The 17,462-nt window shown below is 71.3% G+C and carries 15 protein-coding genes and 1 pseudogene; 10 read left to right on the top strand and 6 right to left on the bottom strand.

Translation table 11 applies throughout. The annotated features are described in order from the left end of the window. Nucleotides 1-21: 21 nt before the first annotated feature. From ACIBTS_RS12850 to ACIBTS_RS12830, 5 genes are read left to right on the top strand one after another with little or no spacing between them, the layout of a single operon-like run. On the top strand, nucleotides 22-1,647 hold the full coding sequence (locus tag ACIBTS_RS12850; RefSeq protein ID WP_399318920.1) for a PfaD family polyunsaturated fatty acid/polyketide biosynthesis protein: 1,626 nt from the start codon (nucleotides 22-24) through the stop codon (nucleotides 1,645-1,647). Next, nucleotides 1,644-3,359: an acyl-CoA dehydrogenase family protein gene (locus ACIBTS_RS12845; protein WP_399318918.1), complete on the top strand. Its 1,716-nt coding sequence runs from the start codon at nucleotides 1,644-1,646 to the stop codon at nucleotides 3,357-3,359. The genes ACIBTS_RS12850 and ACIBTS_RS12845 overlap by 4 nt, the downstream gene beginning before the upstream one ends. Nucleotides 3,360-3,370: 11 nt before the next feature. Then, on the top strand, nucleotides 3,371-5,137 hold the full coding sequence (locus tag ACIBTS_RS12840) for an acyl-CoA dehydrogenase family protein (RefSeq protein WP_399318916.1): 1,767 nt from the start codon (nucleotides 3,371-3,373) through the stop codon (nucleotides 5,135-5,137). 1 nt (nucleotide 5,138) lies between these two features. Continuing rightward, complete coding sequence (locus tag ACIBTS_RS12835; protein WP_399318914.1) at nucleotides 5,139-5,837, top strand: 4'-phosphopantetheinyl transferase family protein; 699 nt, start codon at nucleotides 5,139-5,141, stop codon at nucleotides 5,835-5,837. A gap of 18 nt (nucleotides 5,838-5,855) precedes the next feature. Continuing rightward, nucleotides 5,856-7,148 (top strand): NAD(P)/FAD-dependent oxidoreductase, encoded by a 1,293-nt coding sequence (locus ACIBTS_RS12830; protein ID WP_399318912.1) that lies wholly within the window; start codon nucleotides 5,856-5,858, stop codon nucleotides 7,146-7,148. 173 nt (nucleotides 7,149-7,321) lie between these two features. On the opposite strand, the gene ACIBTS_RS12825 is transcribed toward ACIBTS_RS12830, so the two are convergent. Then, nucleotides 7,322-7,939, bottom strand: a complete 618-nt coding sequence (locus tag ACIBTS_RS12825; protein WP_399318910.1) for a MerR family transcriptional regulator — start codon at nucleotides 7,937-7,939, stop codon at nucleotides 7,322-7,324. 121 nt (nucleotides 7,940-8,060) lie between these two features. On the opposite strand from ACIBTS_RS12825, the gene ACIBTS_RS12820 reads away from it, so the two are divergent. The 3 genes from ACIBTS_RS12820 (at nucleotide 8,061) to ACIBTS_RS12810 (ending at nucleotide 11,859) form a co-directional block, all read left to right on the top strand. After that, complete coding sequence (locus ACIBTS_RS12820) at nucleotides 8,061-8,462, top strand: DUF3291 domain-containing protein (RefSeq protein WP_399318909.1); 402 nt, start codon at nucleotides 8,061-8,063, stop codon at nucleotides 8,460-8,462. 190 nt (nucleotides 8,463-8,652) lie between these two features. Further along, nucleotides 8,653-10,095, top strand: coding sequence for an MFS transporter (locus tag ACIBTS_RS12815; protein WP_399318907.1), 1,443 nt, complete (start codon nucleotides 8,653-8,655; stop codon nucleotides 10,093-10,095). Nucleotides 10,096-10,413: 318 nt separating this feature from the next. Further along, complete coding sequence (locus tag ACIBTS_RS12810) at nucleotides 10,414-11,859, top strand: glyceraldehyde-3-phosphate dehydrogenase (protein WP_399318905.1); 1,446 nt, start codon at nucleotides 10,414-10,416, stop codon at nucleotides 11,857-11,859. 89 nt (nucleotides 11,860-11,948) lie between these two features. On the opposite strand, the gene gndA is transcribed toward ACIBTS_RS12810, so the two are convergent. The 4 genes from gndA to ACIBTS_RS12790 form a co-directional block, all read right to left on the bottom strand. After that, on the bottom strand, nucleotides 11,949-13,388 hold the full coding sequence (gene gndA, locus ACIBTS_RS12805) for an NADP-dependent phosphogluconate dehydrogenase (protein ID WP_079664357.1): 1,440 nt from the start codon (nucleotides 13,386-13,388) through the stop codon (nucleotides 11,949-11,951). Nucleotides 13,389-13,719: 331 nt separating this feature from the next. Then, nucleotides 13,720-14,226 carry a MarR family winged helix-turn-helix transcriptional regulator gene (locus ACIBTS_RS12800; protein WP_319677441.1) on the bottom strand — a complete coding sequence of 169 codons (507 nt, stop codon included), beginning with the start codon at nucleotides 14,224-14,226 and terminating at the stop codon, nucleotides 13,720-13,722. A gap of 37 nt (nucleotides 14,227-14,263) precedes the next feature. Further along, nucleotides 14,264-15,124 (bottom strand): LLM class flavin-dependent oxidoreductase, encoded by an 861-nt coding sequence (locus ACIBTS_RS12795; RefSeq protein WP_399318903.1) that lies wholly within the window; start codon nucleotides 15,122-15,124, stop codon nucleotides 14,264-14,266. A 247-nt stretch (nucleotides 15,125-15,371) separates the two neighbouring features. After that, on the bottom strand, nucleotides 15,372-15,494 hold the full coding sequence (locus ACIBTS_RS12790) for a hypothetical protein (RefSeq protein WP_399319313.1): 123 nt from the start codon (nucleotides 15,492-15,494) through the stop codon (nucleotides 15,372-15,374). On the opposite strand from ACIBTS_RS12790, the gene ACIBTS_RS12785 reads away from it, so the two are divergent. After that, nucleotides 15,483-15,626 carry a hypothetical protein gene (locus ACIBTS_RS12785; protein ID WP_399318901.1) on the top strand — a complete coding sequence of 48 codons (144 nt, stop codon included), beginning with the start codon at nucleotides 15,483-15,485 and terminating at the stop codon, nucleotides 15,624-15,626. The genes ACIBTS_RS12790 and ACIBTS_RS12785 overlap by 12 nt on opposite strands. A 21-nt stretch (nucleotides 15,627-15,647) precedes the next feature. On the opposite strand, the gene ACIBTS_RS12780 is transcribed toward ACIBTS_RS12785, so the two are convergent. Then, a complete protein-coding gene (locus ACIBTS_RS12780) occupies nucleotides 15,648-16,985 on the bottom strand; it encodes an enolase C-terminal domain-like protein (protein WP_399318899.1) in 1,338 nt (445 codons plus the stop codon). A gap of 235 nt (nucleotides 16,986-17,220) precedes the next feature. On the opposite strand from ACIBTS_RS12780, the pseudogene ACIBTS_RS12775 reads away from it, so the two are divergent. Continuing rightward, nucleotides 17,221-17,462, top strand: a pseudogene (locus ACIBTS_RS12775) (sugar ABC transporter substrate-binding protein); the annotation flags it as partial.

The following is a 17,462-nucleotide window of genomic DNA, read 5'->3' as shown; positions in this document are numbered from 1 at the left end:
AGCACAAGGAGCTGCGTTTTCATGACCATGCACGTGCCCCCGCTCCGCTGGTCCGGGGAGGGGTACCCGAGCACCGACTCCGCGAGCGTCTACCAGGCTCTGGCCGAACTGGAGGCCCCCTGCTTCGTCGTCCGGACCCCGGGCGGAACCGGTGTGGTGTCCGGCGGAGCCGCGGTGGCCGGCGGAGCGGGACCCGAGGTGCTCGCCGCGGTCCAGCCGCTGCCCCCGCACCGCCTGGGCTCCGCCGCTTTCCTCGCCGCCCACGGGGTGAGCCAGCCGTACATGGCCGGTGCCATGGCGGGCGGCATCGCCTCCGCGGACCTCGTGATCGCGCTGGCCCGGGCCGGGTGTCTGGCGTCCTACGGCGCGGCCGGCCTGCTGCCGGAGACGATCGCGAAGGCGCTCACCCGGTTCGCCGCCGAGATCCCCGGCCTGCCGTACGCCGTCAACCTGATCCACTCGCCGAGCGAGCAGCGACTCGAGCGGGAGGCGGTGGAGCTGTTCCTCGCGCACGGTGTGCGCTGCGTCGAGGCGTCCGCCTACATGGATCTCACCCAGCATGTGGTGCGCTACCGGCTGGCCGGGCTGACCCGGGGCGCCGACGGCCGGGTGATCGCCGGGAACCGGCTGATCGCCAAGGTGTCGCGGCCCGAGACCGCGGAGCGTTTCATGCGCCCCGCGCCGGCGGCCCTCGTGAGCGCGCTGCTGACGGAAGGGCTGATCACCGCGGAGCAGGCCGGGCTCGCCCACCATGTGCCGCTGGCCGACGACATCACCGTGGAAGCGGACTCCGGCGGCCACACGGACCGTCGGCCGCTGCCGGTGCTGCTGCCCACCCTGCTCAGGCTGCGGGACGCCGTCCAGCGCGAGCACCGCTACCCGGTGCCCGTCAGGGTCGGCGCGGCCGGCGGACTGGGCACCCCCGGCGCGGTGGCCGCGGCCTTCTCGATGGGCGCCGCCTATGTCGTCACCGGGTCCGTCAACCAGTCGTGCCTGGAGTCCGGGGCGTCCCCGGCCGCGCGGGCGAAGCTGGCCGAGGCGGGCATCGCCGACTGCGACATGGCGCCGGCCGCCGACATGTTCGAGATGGGCGTGGAGCTCCAGGTGCTGAAGAAGGGCACGCTGTTCCCGATGCGCGCCCGCCGCCTGTACCAGCTCTACCAGGCCTTCGACAGCCTGGAGGCGATCCCGGCGGACGAGCGGGCCAAGCTGGAGCAGCAGATCTTCCGGCGTCCGCTGGAGGAGGTGTGGCAGGAGTGCGTGGGCTACTTCGAGCGCCGCGACCCCGAACAGCTCACCCGCGCCGCCGGCAACCCCAAGCGTCGGATGGCGCTCGTCTTCCGCTGGTATCTGGGCATGGCCTCACGCTGGGCGGTGACCGGTGACGAGGACCGGAGCATGGACTACCAGATCTGGTGCGGCCCGGCGATGGGCGGCTTCAACGACTGGGTGACCGGCAGCTATCTGAAGAACCCCGCCAACCGCAGGGCCGCCGACGTGGCGCATCACCTGCTGCGGGGCGCCGCCTTCCACACCCGGCTGGCCCAGTTGCGTGTCGCCGGGGTGGGCATCCCGTCGGCCTGCGCCGACTACCGGCCGGTTCCGCTGGAGACCCCGGCGGGCCAGACCCCGGCAGGTGCCCGATGAGCGCGCTGACGCCCGAGGCGCTGGAGGAGACGCTGGGCGATCCGTACGACGACGACAATCCGTACGGGTTCGCGGCTGCGGTGGCCCGCGACGAGGCCGACGCGTTTCCCGAGGAGCTGTGCGCGGCGCTGCGAGCGACGGGCTTCCATCTCGCCTATCTGCCCCAGGAGTGGGGCGGTTCCTTCGAGACGTTCGACCGCAGCATCGCCCTGGTACGGGCCGCATCCCGCCGGGACGTCAACGTCATGCCTGGCACCATGTTCAGCATCATCGCCGCGAGCTGTCTGCAGATCCACGGCAGCCCGGAGCAGCGCGAGCGGGTCGCGAAGATCCTGCGCGACGGCGGGGCGGTGGCGTTCGGGCTGTCCGAGGCGGAGCACGGCAGCGATCTGCTGGCGGGCGAGGTACGGCTGGCCGACGACGGGACGCTGCACGGCGAGAAGTGGATGGTCGGCAACGGGCAGCGCTGCGCCGCCGTCTACGTGGTGGCCAGGACCGGGGAGCGCGGGCCCGGCGCCTTCTCCTCGTTCCTGCTGGACGTCGACGAGTCGGCGGAGAACAGCGGCCTGACCCGGGTGCCCTCGCCGCGCACCGGCGGGATGCGCGGCATGGACTTCGCGCATCTGCGGTTCAGCGGGCTGCCGGTGCCGGAGGCAGCCCGGGTCGGCAGGGCGGGCGAGGGCCTGGAGGTCGCCATCAAGGCGCAGCAGGCGGTCCGGCTGATGAGCATGGCCGGCTCGCTGGGCATCGCGGACTCCGCGGTGCGGCTGACCCTGGACTTCGCCGTCGAGCGCCGGTTCGGGCGGGCCGTCCTGTGCGAGACGCCGTACGCGCGCCGGGATCTGGCGGCCGCCTCGGCCGCGCTGATCGCCGTGGACGCGGTCGCGCTGGCCGCCGCCCGTGGGGTGCACGCACTGCCGGAGGCCTTCAGCGTGTGGGGTCCGGCGGCCAAGCACGTGGTGGCCGAGGCGAGTGATGAGCTGGTCCGGCGCTGTGGGACGGTGCTCGCCACGCGTTCGGTGCTGCGGGCCGGGGCGCCGGGCGCCGGGCTGTTCCAGAAGCTGCAGCGCGACGCCCAGGTGGTGCGGGTCATCGACGCCAGCCCGCTGGCCAACCTGCGTTCCTACGCGGGGCAGATCCGCACGCTGTCGGCCGGCGGCACGGAGGTGAAGCCGGACGTGCTGGAGAGCGTCTTCACGCCGGGCGCCCCGCTCCCGCCGTACCGGCCGGCCCTCTTCGATCTCGTCACCCGCGGCGCCGACCCGGTGCTGGGCGGTCTCGGAGAGCTGGCCGAGGCCGTCGGCGAGGTGCTGCGGGAGGACGACGGCCCCACCGCGGGGCTGGTCGCCGAACTGGCCGGGCAGGTGGCCGCGCTCGGTGTGCAGACCGAGCGGGCCACCGCCCGCGGCGCCGACCCGAACGACCTGGTGGACCTCGCCGAGCGGTACGCCTGGCTGCACGGCGCCGCCGCCTGCCTACGCCTGTGGTGGGCGAACCGGGACCGCTCGCTGTACGGCGCGGCACCGGGCTCCCCCGGCTGGCTGGGCGCGGCCCTCGGCTATCTCCTGGCCCGTGCCGACGGCACCGACCCGCGCCGGCGCGGCACCGCGCTGCTGCCCGCGCTGGACGCGGTGCTGGCGCTGCGCGAGCACAACCGGATGTTCACCGCCCTGCCCGTCGCCCTGGCCGCCCGGCGGCACGAGACCTCCTGACAGGAGCACCCATGCCAAAGAACGAACTGACGGCGCTCGCAGCGCGGTTGGAAAGCTTTCTCGGTGATCCGCACGATCCGGCCAGCCGGATGCCGTTCGACCAGGTGATGGCCTACGACGAGCGGGAGGAGTACCCGTTCGCGCTGGTCAGCATGGTGCGCCGGTGGGGCGTGCCGGAGTACTCGCTGCCCGGCGCCCAGGGCGGCAGGGCCGGGAACGTGGAGACCGGGTTCAACCTGGCGCGGATCGTCGCCCGCCGCTGCTCGTCCACCGCCACCGCCATGGTGATCAACAACCTCGCGTTCATGCCGGTGTGGATCGGCGGCACCGACGAGCAGAAGCGCCGGCTGATCGCGGACATGAAGGACGGCCACAGCATGTCCTGGGGGCTGTCCGAACGCGCCCACGGCAGCGATCTCCTGGCCAGTGACATGACCGCGCGCAAGGTGGACGGCGGCTATCTCGTCAGCGGCGAGAAGTGGCTGATCGGCACCGCCACCATGGCCGACCGGATGACGCTGTTCGTGCGCACCGGCGACCGGCCCGGCCCCGGGGCCTTCTCCATCCTCGTGCTGGACAAGGCGCGCACCCCCGCCGACACCATCCGGGAGCTGCCCCGCGAGCAGCTGCACGGGCTGCGCGGGATGGACATCAGCGGGCTGCGCGCCGACGACGCGTTCGTGCCGGCGGAGAACCTGATCGGCGCGGAAGGCCAGGGCCTGGAGATCGCCCTGAAGGCCACCCAGGCCGCCCGCGCGGTCATCAACGGCCTGGCGATGTCGGCGGCCGACACGGCGCTGCGCCTCACGCTGGACTTCACCGAGCAGCGGATGATCTTCGGTCAGGCCGTCAGCGACATTCCCTACAGCCGCCGTCAGCTCACGGAGGCCTTCGCGGACCTGATGATCTGCGACGCGGTGAGCCTCGGGGCGGTCCGCAGCCTCCAGGCGGCCCCCGAGCAGACCAGCGTGTGGACCTCCGTCGCCAAGTACTTCCTGCCGACCCTGCTGGAACGCACGGTGTCCCAGCTCAGCGTGGTGCTCGGCGCCCGCTTCTTCCTGCGCGGCCATCCGCGCTACGGCATCTTCCAGAAGAAGCTGCGCGATCTGCTGGTCGCCAACTTCGCCGACGGCAACACGGTGGTGAACCTGCGCAACCTCGGCCAGCAGCTGGGCGGGCTGCTGGACGGCGCGAGGGGCGCCGACGCGGCGACCAGGGCGCGGGCCGCCGAGCGGGCCGCCACCCTGTTCGGCATGCACCGGCCACTGCCGGTGTACGAGCCGTGGAAGCAGGAACTGTTCAGCCGGGGCGCGGACGACGCGCTGCTCGCCGCCCCCGACGGGCTCGCCCGGTTGCGGGAGCTGGCCGTGGACGCCAAGGAGGAGGAGCGCGGCAGGCTGCTGCGCGCCGCCGACGCGGCGCAGGAACTGCTGGACCACGCAGAGGAGTTGGCCGAGAAGCGCACCGCGCTCCAGGCCCGGCTCGGTCGCGAGTACGGCCAGAGCGCCGAGCTCTTCGACCTGGCCAAGCAGTACTGCCTGCTGCACACCACCGCGGCCTGCGTGCTCACCTACGTCCACTCGCACGAGGTGCTGGAGGACCCGCTGCCCAACGCGGCCGTGCTGCTGCTCCAGTTGGAGCGGCTGCGCCGGCATCTGCGCCCGCACGAGTCGATCACCGACCAGGCGGACATCGACGAGGTGATGCGGGTGCTGCGCCACCAGTACCGGGAGCACCGGCTGTTCTCGTACTGGCAGTTCCCGCTGGCCCACAGCTGAGATGACGGACCGACATCTCTGGTTGCTGCCGGAGCCGGCCGCCGCGGCGTTCGTGGCCCGTCTCGGCGGCACGGCCCTGCTCAGCGACGGCGAGCGGGCGCGCTGCGAGCGCACGCGGGTCGCGCGCGGTCGACTGCGCCGGGTCGCCGCGCGGCTGCTGGCGCGGCACGCGCTCAGCGCCCGCTCCGGCCAGCCGGTCGGCGCCTGGCGGTTTCGCACCACCGAGGACGGCAGGCCGGAGCTGGAGCTGCCGGCCGGCTCGGGCCTGCGCTTCAACCTCTCCCACACCGACGGTCTGATCGCCTGCGTGGTCACGGAGGACGGCCGGGCCTGCGGTGTGGACGCCGAGGTCTCGCCCGCCGGCGCCGACGCCGTGGCACACCTGCCGCAGCACTTCACCGAGCGGGAGCAGGCCGACCTGGCGGCGGTGGTGGACCCCGAGGCCCGGGCGACGCGGGTCGCCGCGCACTGGGTGCTCAAGGAGGCCTACCTCAAGGCGCTCGGCACCGGGCTGCGCCGCCCGCTGTCCTCGTTCGCGTTCACCGGCCTGTCCGGCCCCCGCATTCGCCTTCACGACCCCGAACTTCCCGTCGGGAGCTGGCATTTCGACCTTGTGCGCCCGACCCCGCACCACGTGGTGGCCGTCGCCACCGAAGAGTCCCGCCCCGGCGGGCTGAGCACCGTCACACTGTCCGGCTGACCCCCGTAAGGAGCTTCGATGTCCCCCACCAAGCCCAGCATCGCCGTCGTCGGCGGTGGCGTCGCCGGCCTCTCCGCAGCGTATGTCCTGCGCGAGCACGCCGAGATCACCCTGTTCGAGCGTGAGGACCGCTACGGCGGCCACGCCAGCACCGTGGAGGTGGAGGACGGGGGCCAACTCCTCGGTCTGGACACCGCGTTCGTCGTCCACAACCGGCCCGGCTACCCCAACCTGACGGGGTTCTTCGACGAACTGGGCGTGACGACCCAGCCGTTGCCGACCGGCTTCAACTTCTTCGACCTCGACTCCGTCTTCCAGTACGGCAGCGCCGAGCTGGACCTGCCGGAGGAGGAGGTGGTCGCGCGCTACCCCGAGTACTTCCAGACCATCTGGCGCGAGGCCCGGCGCTTCCACGAGGAGGGCCGCCGGGACTTCTTCCGCAAGCGCACGAACATGCCGATGGGCGAGTACCTCGACCGCAACGGCTACAGCCAGGAGTTCCGCCACGGCTACTTCATCCTGCTGTGCAGCGCGGTGTGGTCGGTGCCGGCCGAGCTGATCTGGGAGATGCCCGCCACGACCGTGATCGCCTTCTTCATGGCCCACGACGAGGGCGGCCTGGGCGGCCGCCGTGTCGACTGGCGGACCGTGACGGGGGGTTCGGTCTCCTATGTGCGCAAGGTGCTCGCCGCCATCGACCCGAAGGTGCGACTGTCCGAGCCGGTCACCGGAATCCGGCAGCTCGAGGACGGGGTCGTCGTACGCACCGGGTCCGGTGAGGAGCGCTTCGACCACGCGATCGTCGCCACCCACGCCGACACCACCCGCACGCTGCTGGAGAACCCCACCCCGGCCCAGCAGAAGCTGCTCGCGGAGCTGCGCTACAACGCCTCCACGGTCGTTCTGCACACCGACGCCTCGGTGATGCCGGTCGACGAGAGGCGGTGGGAGGCGTGGAACTACGGCAAGGTGACGCTGGACGGGGAGCCGCGCACGTACGTCGTCTACTACATGAACAAGCTGCACGACTTCGAGTCGACGACCGACTACTTCGTCACGCTCGACTATCCGCTGCCGATCCGTGAGGAGTCGGTCATCCGGACCTTCCACTACGAGCACCCGGTCATCGACATGGCGATGCGCGACGCGCAAGCGACCATCTACGACGTCAACGACGGCCCCCGGGTCAAGCTGTGCGGCTCGTACTTCCACTCCAAGCAGCAGTACCACGACCAGATCGGCTCGCACGAGGCCGCGTTCTCCTCGGGCAAGGAGGCCGCCGCCCAACTACTGCGCGAGCTGGGTCGCTAGGGCGTGTTTCGAAAGTCCCGTCTGGCCCGCGACGCCTGGCACGGCGCCTCGCCGCGTTGTCGGGATCGTCCGCATACGCCCAGTACGCGGACGACCCTCCGCCTTGCGATGCACCGCACCGGACGCCACGGGCCCCGCCCTCCGGGCGGACGACGCTACTTCCGAAACACGCCCTAGGGAGCGTGGCGGCGGGCTGATTCGTTTTCCTGGGCCATGCGCCTGAGTGCCATCAGGGCGGGCTCCAGGAGGACGGTCAGCAGGAGGGCGCGCTCGGCGGCCTCCAACGGGTCGTCGAGGCCGGTGAGTTGGTCGAGGTCGAGGACCGCGGTGCGCTCGGCGAGCTGCGCGTACGGCAGGAGGGTCCGCCAGTCGAGCGGGACACCGAGGGCGCGCAGGGAGCCGAGGGTCTCGGCGAGGGCGGCCCGGGCGGGTGCCGACGCGTGCACGTGCCAGTCCAACTCCTTGACCATTGCCTCGACTTCGGCGGCCTCAGATGCGTCGTCGGAGGGCGCCTCGCCCACTCGGATGGCGCCGAGGGCGACGCCCAGCAGACGGTGGGTGTCCCCCGTGTACTCCGCGAGGGCGTCGAGCACCTCCCGGGTGGTGCTGACCGACAGACCGCGTACGCCGGTCAGGGCTCGGATCAGGCGGAGTCGGCGCAGGTGCTGGTCGTCGTACTCGGCCTGGGTGGCGGCCGTCTGACGGCCGGACGGGAGCAGGCCCTCGCGGAGGTAGTACTTGATCGTCGTCACGGAGACGCCACTGCGGCGGCTCAACTCGGAGATTCGCATGCGGTTCGGCTCCGGTTCGGTCGTTCGGCCTTGCACTTGAAAACTGGATACCTCTACTGTCTAACATAGATAGTAGAGGTATCCAATATTCCTTCGCGCCGCCGGAGAGAAGGCATCAGCCATGCCCACCCTGCGCTGGACCACCGTCAGCACCCCCGCACCCGACACCGAGGCGTTCGTCATGGCGTCCCGGCTGGAGGTCCGCTCGCTCAGCGACGTGCCGCGCTTCTTCCTTGAATCGCTGGCCGCGTGGAAGCAGGTGTCCGGCGCGCCCGGCGCGTACGGCGCCTCCCTGATCGCCCAGCCCTTCAAGCGCACCTTCTGGACCCTGTCGGCCTGGGAGGACAAGGACGCGCTCTACACGTACGCGAAAACCGAGCCGCACCGGTCGATCATGAACGGGCTGCGGCCCACGATGAAGGACTCGGTCTTCACGTTCTGGCAGGTCCCCGCCGCGGATCTGCCGATCGACTGGAAGGACGCCCGGCGCCGCCTCGCCGAGCAGGAACGCACCGGTGCCTGACACCCCACGCCCAGGGCCTCTCGTTTGGATCATGCCGGGCTCGCGGGCCCTGGCATCGCACCTCGCCGCGATGTCGTCGGTCACCAGGGCTCCGCCCTGACTCCCTCCTCCGCCTTGCGATGCACGGCACCAGACCCCGCTCCCTGATCCGGCCTGATCCAAACGAAAGACCCTAGGAGAGTCCCCCGCCATGACGCTGTCCGAAGAAAGCCCGGTCCTCGACGAGCCGGCCGCCTCCGCCCCCGACACCGGGGGCCGGCGCATACCCCTCTGGCTCGCGATCGTCGCGGCGAGCGTGCCGATGTTCATGGTCGCGCTCGACAACCTCGTCGTCTCCACCGCCCTGCACACCCTGGCCGTGGACCTGGAGGCGAACACACAGGAACTGCAGTGGTTCGTCAACGCCTATGTGCTGAGCTTCGCCTGTCTGCTCATGACCGGCGCCGCGCTCGGCGACCGGTTCGGGCGGCGGATGGTCTTCGTCGTCGGCATCGCCGTCTTCACGCTGGCCTCCATCGGCTGCGGACTGTCCGACACCAGCGCCCAGTTGATCACCTTCCGTACGATCCAGGGCTTCGGCGCGGCGGCCGTGATGCCGCTGTCGCTGACCCTGCTGTCCCACGCGGTGCCGGACCGGCTGCGCGGGATGGCACTGGGCGTGTGGTCCGGTGTGAGCGGTCTGGCCGTGGCGATGGGCCCGGTGGTGGGCGGCGCGGTGGTCGACGGCCTGGACTGGCGGTGGATCTTCTGGATCAACGTGCCGGTGTGTGTGATCGCGATCCCGCTGGTGCTGTTCGCCCTGCGGGAGAGCTCCCTGCCCGGCGTCCGCCTCGACCTGGTCGGCATGGTGCTGGCGGCGGCCGGTCTGTGCGCGGTGGTGTGGGCGATCGTGCACGGCGAGCCGGACGGCTGGACCTCGGCGAAGGTGCTGGGCGCGTTCGTGGCGGGCGCGGTACTGCTGGCCGTGTTCGTCGTGTGGGAGTCCCGGGTCGCCGAGCCGATGCTGCCGCTGTCGTTCTACAAGGTGCGGGCCTTCACCCTCACCAACATCGTGTCGGCGACCATGTACTTCGGTGTCTTCGGCTCCCTGTTCCTGCTGGCCCAGTACCTCCAGATCGTGCCGCCGCGCACCCCGCTGGAGGCCGGTGTGCGCACCCTGGCCTGGACGCTGATGCCGATGTTCGTCGCCCCCGTGGCGGGTCTGCTCACCGACAAGGTGGGCGGCGGCCGGCTGATGGCCCTCGGCCTGTTCCTGCAGGGCGTCGGCCTGGGCTGGATCAATCTGGCGGCCGGCGTCGACACGGAGTACTCGTCGCTGGTGGGCCCGATGATCGTGGCCGGCATCGGCATGGGCTTCGTGTTCGCGCCGACGGCGGCGGTGGTGCTGGGCTCGGTGGCCAAGTCTCACGCGGGCAAGGCGTCCGGCGCCAACACCACGGTCCGCGAGATCGGCGGCGCGCTCGGAATCGCCGTACTGAGCACGGTGTTCGTGGCGCACGGCAGCACGCGGGGACCGCAGGAGTTCGTGGACGGGCTGCGTCCCGCGGTGTGGGTGGGCGTCGCGGTGGTGTTCGCCGGCGCGCTGTGCGCCCTCGGCATCCCGCGCCGCCGCCAGGCTCCCGAAGAGGTCTGAGCGATGCGGATGAGTGCGGAGCCTCCTGCGACTCTTCCGCGACAAGCAGGCGCTGTTCGCCGCCGCGCACCGGGCGGCGGCGGTGACACCTGCACGCGATGGCGCAGGCGTACGCGTTCGGGAGGCGTTGTACCCGTCGGCCCGGCTTCCCTCATGACGCTCTCCCTCCCCTGACCGGCGGTCGGGGCGGACGCCTCTCCATTCCCCCGCCGAGGCGCCCGCCCCGACCGTCCTGCACACCTGAGCACCGGCCCGCTTGAATGATCGAATGACCCGGGGGTTAGCATATGAGCGCCACCTAGCTCGAAAGATAGGCCCGTGACGCTCAACGACGATTCGTTCACTGACTGGAAGAACCGCGAGGAGATCGCGGAGTCGATGATCCCGATGATCGGGAAGCTGCACCGCGAGCGGGACGTGACGATCCTGCTGCACAGCCGCTCCCTGGTGAACAAGTCGGTGGTCAGCATCCTCAAGACCCACCGGTTCGCCCGGCAGATCGCGGGCGAGGAGCTCTCGGTCACCGAGACGCTGCCCTTCCTCCAGGCCCTCACCACACTCGACCTCGGGCCGTCGCAGATCGACATCGGCATGCTCGCCGCGACCTACCGGGCCGACGACCGCGGCCTGTCGGTGGTCGACTTCACCGCCGAGGCGGTGGCCGGCGCCGCGGGCGCGAACAAGATCGACCGTCGTGAGCCGCGCGACGTCGTGCTCTACGGCTTCGGCCGCATCGGCCGCCTCGTGGCCCGCCTGCTCATCGAGAAGTCCGGCTCCGGCAACGGCCTGCGGCTGCGCGCCGTCGTGGTGCGCGGGGGCGGCGACCAGGACCTGGTGAAGCGCGCCTCGCTGCTGCGCCGCGACTCCGTCCACGGCCAGTTCCAGGGCACGATCACGGTCGACGAGGCGAACAACAAGATCATCGCCAATGGCAACGAGATCACGGTGATCTACGCCGACGACCCGACCGAGGTCGACTACACGGCATACGGCATCAACAACGCCATCCTCATCGACAACACCGGCAAGTGGCGCGACCGCGAGGGCCTCGCCAAGCACCTCCGGCCGGGTGTCGACAAGGTCGTGCTCACCGCGCCCGGCAAGGGCGACGTGCCGAACATCGTGCACGGCGTCAACCACGACACCATCAAGCCGGACGAGCGGATCCTGTCCTGCGCGTCCTGCACCACCAACGCGATCGTCCCGCCGCTGAAGGCGATGGCCGACGAGTACGGCGTGCTGCGCGGCCACGTGGAGACCGTCCACTCGTTCACCAACGACCAGAACCTGCTGGACAATTACCACAAGGCGGACCGTCGCGGTCGTTCGGCGCCGCTGAACATGGTCATCACCGAGACCGGCGCCGCGTCGGCCGTCGCCAAGGCGCTGCCCGACCTCAAGGCGCCGATCACCGGCAGCTCGATCCGGGTCCCGGTGCCGGACGTGTCGATCGCGATCCTCAGCCTGCGCCTGGGCCGGGAGACGAGCCGCGACGAGGTCCTGGAGTACCTGCGCGAGGTGTCACTGACCTCGCCGCTGAAGCGCCAGATCGACTTCACCACGGCACCGGATGCCGTCTCGATGGACTTCATCGGCTCGCGCCACGCCTCGATCATCGACGCCGGCGCCACCAAGGTCGACGGCGACAACGCGATCCTCTACCTCTGGTACGACAACGAGTTCGGCTACTCCTGCCAGGTCGTCCGCGTCGTCCAGCACGTCTCCGGGGTGGAGTACCCGACGTACCCGGCGCCGGCCGTCTGACCGACGGGCATGCGGCCGGCGGTCGCCGACATCGCGCGGAAGGGCGGGGCACTCGTGGAGTGCCCCGCCCCCGCTCGTTCCGGGATCCGTCAGGCCGACGTCTCCGGGCGGCCGGCCTCCGCCCAGTGGGTGTGGAAGGCGCCGGGGCGGTCGGTGCGCTGGTAGGTGTGGGCGCCGAAGTAGTCGCGCTGGCCCTGCAGGAGCGCGGCGGGCAGACGGCCGGCGCGCAGCGTGTCGTAGTGGGCGAGCGCGGCGGAGAAGGCCGGGACGGGGATGCCTCGGCGGGCGGCGGAGGCCACGGTCTCCCGCCAGGGCACCTGCGCGTCGGTGATCTCCATGGCGAACTCCATCTCGCCGAGCAGGCTGACCAGGTCCGGGTCGGCGGCGTACGCGGCGCGGATACGGTCGAGGAACGAGGCGCGGATGATGCAGCCGCCGCGCCAGATCCGGGCGACCGCGCCGAGGTCGATCTTCCAGCCGAACTCGCCGGCCGCGTCCAGGATCATCTTCCAGCCCTGGTCGTAGGCGATGACCTTCGACGCGTACAGGGCGTGCTCGACCTGGGAGGTGAAGCGCGTGGCCTCGGTGCGGCTGAGCGGGGGCGTGGTGCCGCCGGGGAGCCCTGCGTAGGCGGCGCGCAGTTCGGCCTGGCTGGAGGCGGCGCGGGCGAAGGTGGCCTGCGCGATGGCGGTGACCGGGGAGCCCAGGTCCAGGGCGGTCTGCACGGTCCAGCGGCCGGTGCCCTTCTGGCCGGCGGCGTCGGCGACGATGTCGACGAACGGCTTGCCGGTGACGGCGTCGGTGTGGGCGAGGACCTCGGCGGTGATCTCGATCAGGTAGGAGCCGAGCCGGCCCTCGTTCCAGGTGCGGAAGACGTCGGCGATCTCGGCCGGGGTGTAGCCGGCGACCTGGCGCAGCAGGTCGTACGCCTCGGCGATGAGCTGCATGTCGGCGTACTCGATGCCGTTGTGGACCATCTTGACGAAGTGTCCGGCGCCGTCGGTGCCGATGTGCGTGGCACACGGCTCGCCGTCGACCTTCGCGCTGATCGACTCGAACATGGGGCCGAGGACGTCGTACGACTCGGTCGAGCCGCCGACCATGACGGCCGGCCCGTTCAGCGCGCCCTCCTCGCCGCCGGAGACGCCGGCGCCGACGAAGTGAAGGCCGCGCTCGCGTAGGGCCTCCTCGCGGCGGCGGGTGTCGGCGTAGTGGGCGTTGCCGCCGTCGATGATCATGTCGCCGGGCTCCAGGAGCGGGGCGAACTCCTCGATGACCGCGTCGGTGACCGCACCCGCCTGCACCATGATCATCAGTCGGCGGGGCCGTTCGAGCGCGGCCACGAAGTCCGCGGCCGACTCGGCGGGGACGAAGGCGCCCTCGTGGCCGAACTCCTCGACAAGCGCGCGGGTGCGTCCGGCGGAGCGGTTGTGGACGGCGACGGTGTAACCGTTGCGGGCGAAGTTGCGCGCGAGGTTGCGGCCCATCACGCCGAGGCCGGTGACGCCGATGGCGGCGGTTGCGTTCACGAGGTACGTCCCTAGGATCGGTGGCGTGGTCGGAGGGGCGCGCGGCCCCCGGTACCCCCAGGTACGCACGGTCGGCCGGTTCTTCTCGATCCCCCACGGATTCCTTGCGCCGATCGGTCCCACCCGACCCCCCGGCCGGACGACCCAGCCCCCCGGACCGGCCGAACCGGCCCACCCCGCCGGACCGGCCCTACCCGCCCGGCCCTGCCCCGCCCGACCGAACCAGCCCCTATCCACGCCGTCGAACCGGCCCTACCCACCCGACCGAACCAGCCCGGCCGAACCAGCCCTACCCGCGCCGCCGGACAGGTCCTGCCCGCCCGGGCAGGCGCTACCGGCGGCGCCAGGGCAGCACCGTGGGGTTGGCGTGGGTGCTCTCGGCTCGGTGCAGGGCCTGGCTGATCGCCTCGCCGATCTCCGCGAACTGGCGCACCTGTTCGGGGGTGAGGACGTCGAACACCACACGGCGCACGGCCTCCACATGGCCGGGGGCGACCTTCTCCAGCAGGGCCTTGCCCTCGCCGGTGAGAAAGGCTAGCTGGCCGCGGCCGTCGGCCGGGTCCTCCCTGCGGTCGACCAGACCGACCTCGCGCAGCCGGTTCACCGCATGGGTGAGCCGACTGCGCGTGATCTTCAGCCGCTCGGCGAGCTCCGACATGCCGAGGGTGCTGTCGGGGGCCATGGAGAGATAGGCCAGCACGCTGTAGTCGGCGTGTGTCATCCCGGCGTCGCGCCGCAACTGCCGGTTGAGGTGGTCGGCGAGCAGGGTGGAGAAGTCGACGTAGGCCAGCCAGGCTCGTCGTTCGTCGGCGTTGAGCCAGCGGGGCGTCGTGGACATGAGCACACATTACCCACGACACCCCACGTTTGAGACTTCAATCACTAACGGAGAGCGCCTCGGCCAGCCGGTCCACCTGGTCGGGGTCCGAGGACCAGCAGTAGAGCATGACCTCGTCGGCGCCGATGCCGGTGAAGGCCTCGACCGCCGCGCGGATCTCCCCAGCCGTGGTGAGCAGCCCGTTCACGATGTAGTCGGCGCGGCCGGTGAAGGCGTAGTAGTCGATGAGGTGCCGCCGGGCCTCCTCCACCGTGCTCGGCGGCCCGAGCGCGACATTGACCTGGGCGACGAGCCGCGGGCGGCCGGGCCGGCCGTACCTCTCCCAGACCGTCTCCACATCACGAAACAGGCCGTCCATCAGCTTCGGCGGCAACGCGGCGCCGAGGAAGCCGTCGCCGAACCGGCCGACGCGTTCGACGGCCGCCGGGGCGAAGCCGCCGAACAGCACCTCCGGTCCGCCGGGCGTGAGGGGGGCGGGCCCGATCGGCCCGACGCCTTCGCCGTACGGCTGTCCGGCCCAGGTCCGGCGCAGCAGGGCCATCTGCTCGTCGAGGCGGCGGCCTCGCCGGTGGACGTCGATGCCGGCGGCCAGGCAGTCGTCCTCACGACCGCCGACGCCGATGCCGAGCGTGAAGCGGCCGCCGGACATACGGTCCAGGGTCGCGGTCTGCTTGGCCAGCAGGGCGGTGTTGTGCACGGGTGCGATCAGCACCTCGGTCTGCACGCGGATACGGGAGGTCGCGCCGGCGAGGGTCGCCAGGGTGACCAGGGGTTCGGGGTTGTGAAAGACGAGCCGGTCGAGCAGGCCGAGCGAGGTGAAGCGACCCGCGTCGGCGCGCCGGGCCCAACTCAGCAGCAGGGCGGGGTCGTCGACGGGGAGACCGAGACCGATCTTCATGGGAGCAATCCTCCGGAGGGCATGACAACAGAAGCTGCCGCCCCTCCATGGCCCCGCGCGCCCTGCGCGGACCTGCTCCCGTACTGCGGCGTTGGTTCCAGAGAGCTGTTTCTTCAGAGTGCGACGAACCTAACGCGAGGGCCGAACCTCGACAAACGCTTTTCCCGGTCGGGCCGTCGGCCCGTCGGCATTCGTGACTGGCGGGGGCGGTGCGCCCACCGCCCCCGCCAGTGGGTGAGGATCCGGGTCAACTGGTGGCGCAGGGAGCTCCGTTGAGGGTGAACGCGGTCGGTGCGGTGTTGGTCGCGCCCTTGCTTGCGATGAAGCCGACGGTGACCGAGCCGGCCGCCCGCGGACCGTGCACAGCCATGTCGAGCACCTGCTCCGCAAGCCCGGCAGCGCCTCGCGCGCCGAAGCGACGGCGCTCGCCCTGCGGGACGGGCCGCTGAGGCCCACGACTGAGGACCTGGAGTACTACGTGGAGCGGATCCCGCCCGGCTGAGATCCGGCCCGCAGCTCACGCTCAGGCGCCCGCGGGCCGCACCGCGAGGTCGGCGGCCCAGAACGTGCCGTCCGGGTAACGGAATTCGGCGAGGGACTCGGGGTGCATGGCGGCGGAGAAGCCGGGGGTGAGCGGGGCCGTGTAGTGGCCGTCGCGCATCACCACCGGCGCGGTGAAGTGTTCGTGGAGGTGGTCGACGTACTCGATGACCCGGTTCTCGGTGGTCCCGGACAGGGCCAGGTAGTCGAACATCGCCAGATGCTGGACGAGTTCGCACAGGCCGACACCGCCGGCATGCGGGCACACCGGCACCCCGAACTTCGCCGCGAGCAGCAGGATCGCGAGGTTCTCGTTGACACCGCCGACCCGGGCCGCGTCGATCTGCAGTACGTCGATGGCACCGGCCTGCAGAAGCTGCTTGAAGACGACGCGATTCTGGACGTGTTCGCCGGTGGCGACCTTCACCGGCGCCACCGCCTCACGGACGGCCGCGTGCCCGAGGATGTCGTCGGGGCTGGTGGGTTCCTCGATCCAGTACGGCCCGAACTCGGCGAGGGCGCGGGTCCATGAGACGGCCTCGCCGATGTTCCAGCGCTGGTTGGCGTCGACGGCGATACGTACCCCGGGACCGACGGCGGCGCGGGCCGTGCGCAGCCGGCGGAGGTCGTCGTCGAGGTCGGCGCCCACCTTGAGCTTGATCTGGGTGAAGCCGTCGGCGACGGCCTGCTTGGCGAGCCGGGTGAGCTTTTCGTCGGAGTAGCCGAGCCAGCCCGGCGAGGTGGTGTAGCCGGGGTAGCCGCGCTCCAGCAGGGCCCTCTCGCGCTCGGCCAGCCCGCCTTGCCCGTCCCGCAGCAGGCTGAGGGCCTCCTGCGGAGTGAGGGCGTCGGCGATGTAACGGAAGTCGACCTGGGAGACCAGCCACTCGGGGTCGGCATGGGCGAGCAGCCGCCACAGCGGCTGTCCGGCGCGTTTGGCGGCCAGGTCCCACACCGCGTTGAGCACCGCGCCGACAGCCATGTGCATCACCCCCTTCTCGGGGCCGAGCCAGCGCAGTTGGCTGTCGCCGATCAGGTCGCGACTCAGGGAGCCCGGGTCGGCGCACAGTTCGTCCACCGACCGCCCGAGGACATGCGGACGCAGGGCCTCGATCGCGGCGACCTGCACATCGTTGCCGCGTCCGATGGTGAAGGTGAAGCCATGGCCTTCGAGCCCGTCGCCGGCGTCGGTCCGCAGCACGACGTAGGCGGCGGAGTAGTCGGGATCCGGGTTCATCGCGTCGGAGCCGTCCAGCTCCCGCGAGGTCGGGAAGCGGACGTCGTGGGTGTCCACCGCGATGATCCGGGCGGGGGTTGCGGTCAAGGGGTGCCTCTCTTGGCTTGACAGCACTCATTCATCGGAGGTCGGAGGAATGACAGAACTGCGACTTTAGGGGCAGTGCGACTCCGTGACAACACCCCAAGAAGCCCAAGGATTCGGTTGAGGACGACCCCTTGTCAGCGCGGGCAACGCCGTCGTAACGTCCTCGGCGTTCCGAGATACATCGGAGGAATTACCCCGCGCGACTCCCAGCCCTGGCTAAGGAGATAACCCGGCCATGAAGCTCGCTCGCACCCGCTCCACCGCCGCCGCAGTCGGCGCCGTCGTCGCGGCCCTCAGCCTCCTCACCGCGTGCAACCGCGACAGCGGGGGGTCCGACAGCGCGGGCGGCGACAGTCCCGCCATCGGGATCGACCTGCCGCGCTCCGACTCCGACTTCTGGAACTCCTACGCCCAGTACCTGAAGAAGGACGTCAAGTCGGACGGCGTCAACGCGCTGCCGCTGAGCAACTCGCAGAA

It is taken from the genome of Streptomyces sp. NPDC050121, assembly GCF_044460385.1.
Classification (GTDB): domain Bacteria; phylum Actinomycetota; class Actinomycetes; order Streptomycetales; family Streptomycetaceae; genus Streptomyces; species Streptomyces soliscabiei.
Note: the sequence above shows the minus strand (reverse complement) of the source record. Positions and strands in the feature narration are given on the sequence as shown.